Genomic DNA, 5532 nt, shown 5'->3' with positions numbered 1-5532 from the left:
ATGCCGGACGGCATCGCCCTCCTCGGTATGCCTGCCGCATGACCCGCGTTTCGGCGCTGCCCGCACCAAGGGCCGCCGCCGATCCCGTCCTCCTTGGACGGCCATCTTCCGAGCGCGCGTGCAGGCGCGGTTCCTTCCCTTCACCGTTGCCAGGAGTGTCTTGTGCCTGTTTCGCTTCCCCCTGCCCTCGAATCGTTCCTCGATCTCCTGCGCTGTCCGACGTGCGGCGCCTGTCTCCACTCCGGCCGCAGCGCGCTGCGCTGCCCGGCGAGCCACACCTTCGACATCTCCCGTCATGGCTATGTCAGCCTCCTGACGGGCGCCCGTGCCACCAGCGGCGACGACGCGGCCATGGCCCGAGCCCGGGACCGGTTTCTGGCCACAGGCAGGTACGGGCCGATCCGCCGGATCGTGGCTCACCTGGCGGCCGACGCCGTGCCCGGGCAGAGCACCGTGGTGGACGTGGGGTGCGGCACTGGCTACTACCTGGCCGGCGTCCTTGAGCAGTTGCCCAGTGCCCGCGGTCTGGGTCTGGACACCTCGGTGCGCGCCCTGCGCGCGACGGCCCGTGCCCATGAGCGAGCAGCCGCTGCGGCCTGGGACGTTTTCCGCCCCCTTCCACTGGCTGACGGGATGGCCGACGTCGTGCTGGACGTGTTCGCACCGCGCAACCCAATCGAGTTTCACCGGGTGTTGCGCCCGGGTGGTCGGTTGGTCGTGGTACGTCCGACCGGGAGGCACCTGCTCGAATTGCGCAGCCAGGTGCCCGGGATGGTTGCGATCGACCCGGCCAAGGAACGTCGTCTGCACAAGGTGCTGACCCCTTTCTTCGAGGCCGCGGATACCAAGCTGGTGGAGTACGTCACGTCCTTGACCCGACCGGAGGCCCTTGATCTGGTGGGGATGACGCCGAGCGCACGCCATCTGAACGGTTCGGACCTGGGCTATTACGGTTTCGTGCCCGACCAGGTCACCGTGTCCGTGCTGGCCACCGCCTACCGGCCTCGGTGACCACGAGCGGGCGCACGCGCCTACTGACGGACGAACAGTGGGCACGCCTGGCGCCCTACCTTCCCTGTAACGCGGGGAGAGTAGGGCGCCCGTTCGCCGACCACCGCCGCGTCACCGAGGGAATCATCTACCGGTACCGCACCGGGATGCCCTGGCGAGACCTGCCCCACGAGGTGTTCGGACCCTGGCAGACGGTGTGGAAGCGACATCGCAGGTGGGCCGCTGACGGCACGTGGGACTCGGCTCTGGCGCGACTGACCTCCCAGGCAAGCGCGGCGACTCGAGGTGGCCGGCCTTCGCCCGCCGCTACGGCTTCGACACCTGCCGCCCGGTCCAGTGGGAGGTGGCTGTTTTCTGCTGCTGGTGTTGGGAGTCATTGAATCTGCACAGTGGCCGTGCTTCTGACCTGGGGTTGTGTGGTTTGGGTGGGCGAGCCGGTCATCTCCCGGCTGACGGCGCGGCGTCGGAGGCGGAGGCGCTGATGGAGAGCACGTTTTTCCTTGGGGGAACGCAGCCGCGGAGGGGTGCTCTGGGTTGTGCCGTCACAGCCAGCCGCGCTGGGCAGCCTTGAGACCGGCCTCGAACCGGCTGGTGGCGTGGAGGCGTTCCATCAGCCCGGCCATCTGGCGGCGTACGGTGCGCAGCGAAACCCCGAGGCGCTTGCCCGCGACATCGTCCGTCAGCCCGGCCGCCAGCAGCTTCAGCAGCTCCCGCTCACCGGTGCTGATGCCGTCCTGCGTCGGCGGATTGCGGTTCGCGCCGAGGGGTACGGCAGTCTCCCAGGTCTGCTCGAACAGTGTGATCAGCGAGGTGACGATGCCTGGTGCCGTCGTGCACAGCGCGCCGAGTCGGGAGTTGGCCGGGTCGATTGGGACGATGGCCGTCGTGCGGTCGAACACCAGCAGCCGCGGTGGCAGTACGGGGCTGGTGCGGACCTGGCCGCCGCGTTCGGTGGTCCACTGGGCGTAGGCGAGGGTGGGCGGGTCGTTGCGGACGCTGTCCTGGTAGACGGCCCGTAGTTCGACGCCCTGGGAGATGGCCCGTTCGTCCAGTGGGCGCGAGGCGTCCAGGCTGGCCTGTGACTGGGCGCCACCGGGGATGATCGCGAGGCATTCCTCGGAGAGATTGTGGGTCAGGATCTCCAGGCGCGCCTGGATGGCGTCGATCCCCACCAGGCGCTCGGTGCCGTCGGTCTCCGTGTTCGGCCGCAGGCCGGCGTACTCGGCGATGGCCTGCGCGGCCGCGGCCTTGCTCGCGGCCAGCTGCTGCTGGCGCTTTGCAAGGTCCTCCTCCTGGCGGCGCAGGATCAGCTCCAGGCTCACCTCGGGACTGACGGCCCGCAGTCCGCCGGAGGTCTCGCGGGAGGATGTCAGGAGGTTCAGGTCGACGAGCCGGTCCAGTGCGTCCCGTACGCGGGTTTCCGGCAGCGCGAGGCGTGCGCTCAACTCGGCCAGTCCACCCGCCGGATCCGTCAGCATCCCCCGGTACACGGACTCCTCGTCCCCATCGAGCCCCAACGCTTCCAGCATCCCCAGCCCCCCAGCTGTTCCGTACGGACGGGCAGGTCAGACCGCCCACAGATGATCTTAAGCCGCCCCCCGCCCAGTCCTGCCGGGCGGCACCAAGCTGCCAGGCAGCAGGGTGCCAGCCCGAACCACTTCCAGCCTCCTGACCTGGGCAGCAAGATATTGATCACCGGGACGGCGGGGCAAACAAGCCCCACCCCAGGCCAGGGCCGAAAGGTCGTGCCGGAGCAGCGCGCACCACCCGCATCGCAACCGCCATCGCCTTACTCGGGGGAAACGTCATGTCTCGCACCACGCACTTCATCGCTGCCGCCGGCCTGGCCGCTCTGTTCTCCATCAGCGCCGCATCCGCCGCCGTCGCCGCACCTTCCGCAGGCACCGGAGTGATCGGCTGGGACTCCTACCGTGCGCTCTCCGCCGGCGCTCCCGTCATCGGATGGGACTCCGCGGCCGCGGACAAGCGCGTCATCGGCTGGGACTGACGCCACGTGTGGGTGATCCAGGCCTCGTTGCACCGCACCCTTCCAGGACCGGCCCCCCAGGGGTCCTCCCACCTCATCCACGACCTGCTCTGGGCGCACGCCACTCAGGCAGAGGGCCTGGAGCACATCCGGCCCCGCCCCACCGAGCACGGTCTGGACCTCTTCCTCTTCGTACGCGCCCACTGCGATACCTCGGCCCTCGAGCAGATGCGCACGCTGCTCACCCGGGTGGACACACCCATCGCCGCGCACGGTTACACCGTCGCCGCGCCCTGAACTTCCGGCAGGCGCCCCGCGCCACCGGGTCATGCCCTGCGTCGGAGCCCCGACGCCGCACTGAAGTACGCCCCACCACGCCACTGAGAAGGCACCGCCATGCACGATTCCAGGAGACTCGCCATGTCCAAGACCAAGAACACCTCCCGTCTGAAGACCGGACTCGCCGCCCTCGTCGCCGCCGCAGCGATCTCCGGCCTCGGTATGGGGCCCGCCCAGGCCGCTTCGGAGCTGGACCAGATGGCATCGCTGGCCAAGAGCCAGAACGGCAACGGACCCTGCGCCAACGGCGGCTACGACGACGACATCAACCAGAGCAACAGCTGCAACGGCTACGGGGGCCAGGCGCACGCATGGTGCGCCGACTTCGTCGGGTGGGTCTGGTCCCACTACAACGTCACGGGCATGAGCACGCTCACCGACGGTGCCGCCAGCTTCTACGAGTACGGCGTGAAATACGGGACCAAGTCCTCCAACCCGCACGTCGGCGACGCCGTCGTCTTCGGCTACAGCAACGGCTACGCCCAGCACGTCGCCATGGTCACGGCGGTGAACGGCGACCAGGTCACGATCACCGGTGGAAACCAGGGCCACTCCACTCACCCCCAGGGCATCGTCAGCACCAGCACGACCACCTCGTACCGGGTGGGGCAGGCGCCTTGGGGCCAGACCATCAGCGGCTACATTTCGCCGAAGCTCCAGGCGGCGACTCCGCCGAAGGTCACCCTGAACGGGCTGGGCGGCACTGCCTCCGGCGTCGCGGACCTGTCCGCTTCGACGACCGCCGGCACGTACCCGGTGGCCTCAGTTCAGTACTACGTGGACGGCAAGCCGGTCGGCGGCAAGCAGACGAACGCCCCGTACGGGTATGCCTTCGACACCAGCCGGGTCCCGGACGGCAAGCACATCGTGTCCGTCGAGGCGACCGACACCAACGGAAACACCGGTACCTCCCGCACCCAGGTCATCACCTCCAACGGCGAGGCCACCTCCACCTTCCAGGCTGACTTCAACGGAGACGGCAAGGCCGACATCGGTGTGCTGTACGACTACGGCCAGGAGGGAGACGGCACCAACCACACCGGCCTGTGGACGTACCTCAGCAACGGTACGGGCTTCAACCAGCCGGTAAAGGTGTGGGACAGCGCCGCTTCCGGCGGCGGTTCGTGGAACTGGGACCGCTCGAAGGTGACGACGGGCGACTTCAATGGCGACGGCAAGTCGGACATCGGAGTCCTTTACAACAACGGCCAGGACGCGGACGGCACCAACCACACTGCCCTGTGGACGTTCACGAGCAACGGCAACGGTTTCAACGCGCCGGTCAAGAAGTGGGAGAGCACCGGGTCCTGGAACTGGAACCGCTCCAAGGTGACCTCGGGTGACTTCGACGGCGACGGCAAGACCGATGTCGGCGTGCTCTACAACATCGGCCAGCAGACGGACGGCACCAACCTGACCGCCCTGTGGACGTTCACGAGCACCGGCAACGGCTTCAATGCGCCGGTCAAGAAGTGGGACAACGACGACCGCACGACCGGCTCCTGGAACTGGGACCGCTCCAAGATCGTGGCTGGCGACTTCACCGGCGACGGCAAGGCCGACATCGGCATGCTGTACGACATCGGCCAGCAGACGGACGGCACCAACCTGACCGCCCTGTGGACGATGACGAGCACCGGCTCCGGTTTCAACGGTCCGGTGAAGAAGTGGGACAACGACGACCGCACGACCGGCTCCTGGAACTGGGACCGCTCCAAGATCACGGTCGGCGACTACAACGGCGACGGCAAGGCCGACATCGGCGTCCTCTACAACAACGGCCAGAGCGAGGACTCCCGCAACCAGTCCGCGCTGTGGACGATGACGAGCACCGGCTCCGGTTTCAACGGCCCGGCCAAGAAGTGGGACTCGGGCAGCGGCAGCTGGAACACCGACGCCAGCAAGCTCACCTCGGGTGACTTCGACGGCGACGGCAAGACCGATGTGGGCGTGCTGTACGGCTACGGCCAGCAGGACAACGGGACCAACCGGACCGGCCTGTGGAAGTTCTCCAGCAACGGTACCGGCTTCAACAGCCCGGCCCTGACCTGGGACAGCGCCAACAGCGGCAGCTGGAACTGGGACGCCAGCAAGCTCGCCTGACGGCCGGCCCTCCGACCGGGGCGGCGGGTTACATGCCCCCCGCCCGCGCCCCCCTGGCCCCCGCCGACCCCACCAGGGGTATGTTGCAAGTC

At 68.3% G+C, this 5532-nt stretch carries 5 protein-coding genes and 1 pseudogene; 5 read left to right on the top strand and 1 reads right to left on the bottom strand.

What is annotated here, in order from left to right:
- The first annotated feature begins 162 nt into the window (after positions 1 to 162).
- Together ACFXA3_RS34045 and ACFXA3_RS34040 are read left to right on the top strand one after the other, a co-directional pair.
- Positions 163 to 1011 (top strand): putative RNA methyltransferase, encoded by an 849-nt coding sequence (locus ACFXA3_RS34045; protein WP_385193312.1) that lies wholly within the window; start codon positions 163 to 165, stop codon positions 1009 to 1011.
- Positions 1008 to 1286 (top strand): annotated as a pseudogene (locus ACFXA3_RS34040) (transposase); the annotation flags it as partial. The gene ACFXA3_RS34045 and the pseudogene ACFXA3_RS34040, both read left to right, overlap by 4 nt.
- Positions 1287 to 1553: 267 nt before the next feature.
- On the opposite strand, the gene ACFXA3_RS34035 reads toward ACFXA3_RS34040, so the two are convergent.
- On the bottom strand, positions 1554 to 2528 hold the full coding sequence (locus ACFXA3_RS34035; protein WP_385193310.1) for a helix-turn-helix transcriptional regulator: 975 nt from the start codon (positions 2526 to 2528) through the stop codon (positions 1554 to 1556).
- 290 nt (positions 2529 to 2818) lie between these two features.
- Here ACFXA3_RS34035 and ACFXA3_RS34030 point away from each other — a divergent pair, with 290 nt between their 5' ends.
- The 3 genes from ACFXA3_RS34030 (at position 2819) to ACFXA3_RS34020 (ending at position 5440) form a co-directional block, all read left to right on the top strand.
- Complete coding sequence (locus tag ACFXA3_RS34030) at positions 2819 to 3019, top strand: hypothetical protein (protein WP_385193307.1); 201 nt, start codon at positions 2819 to 2821, stop codon at positions 3017 to 3019.
- Between the two features lie 6 nt (positions 3020 to 3025).
- Positions 3026 to 3295: a hypothetical protein gene (locus ACFXA3_RS34025; protein WP_385193304.1), complete on the top strand. Its 270-nt coding sequence runs from the start codon at positions 3026 to 3028 to the stop codon at positions 3293 to 3295.
- A 123-nt stretch (positions 3296 to 3418) separates the two neighbouring features.
- Positions 3419 to 5440 (top strand): FG-GAP-like repeat-containing protein, encoded by a 2022-nt coding sequence (locus tag ACFXA3_RS34020; protein WP_385193301.1) that lies wholly within the window; start codon positions 3419 to 3421, stop codon positions 5438 to 5440.
- Positions 5441 to 5532 lie beyond the last annotated feature (92 nt).

Origin of the sequence: Streptomyces sp. NPDC059456, assembly GCF_042750055.1 — a bacterium.
GTDB lineage: Bacteria > Actinomycetota > Actinomycetes > Streptomycetales > Streptomycetaceae > Streptomyces.
Note: the sequence above shows the minus strand (reverse complement) of the source record. Positions and strands in the feature narration are given on the sequence as shown.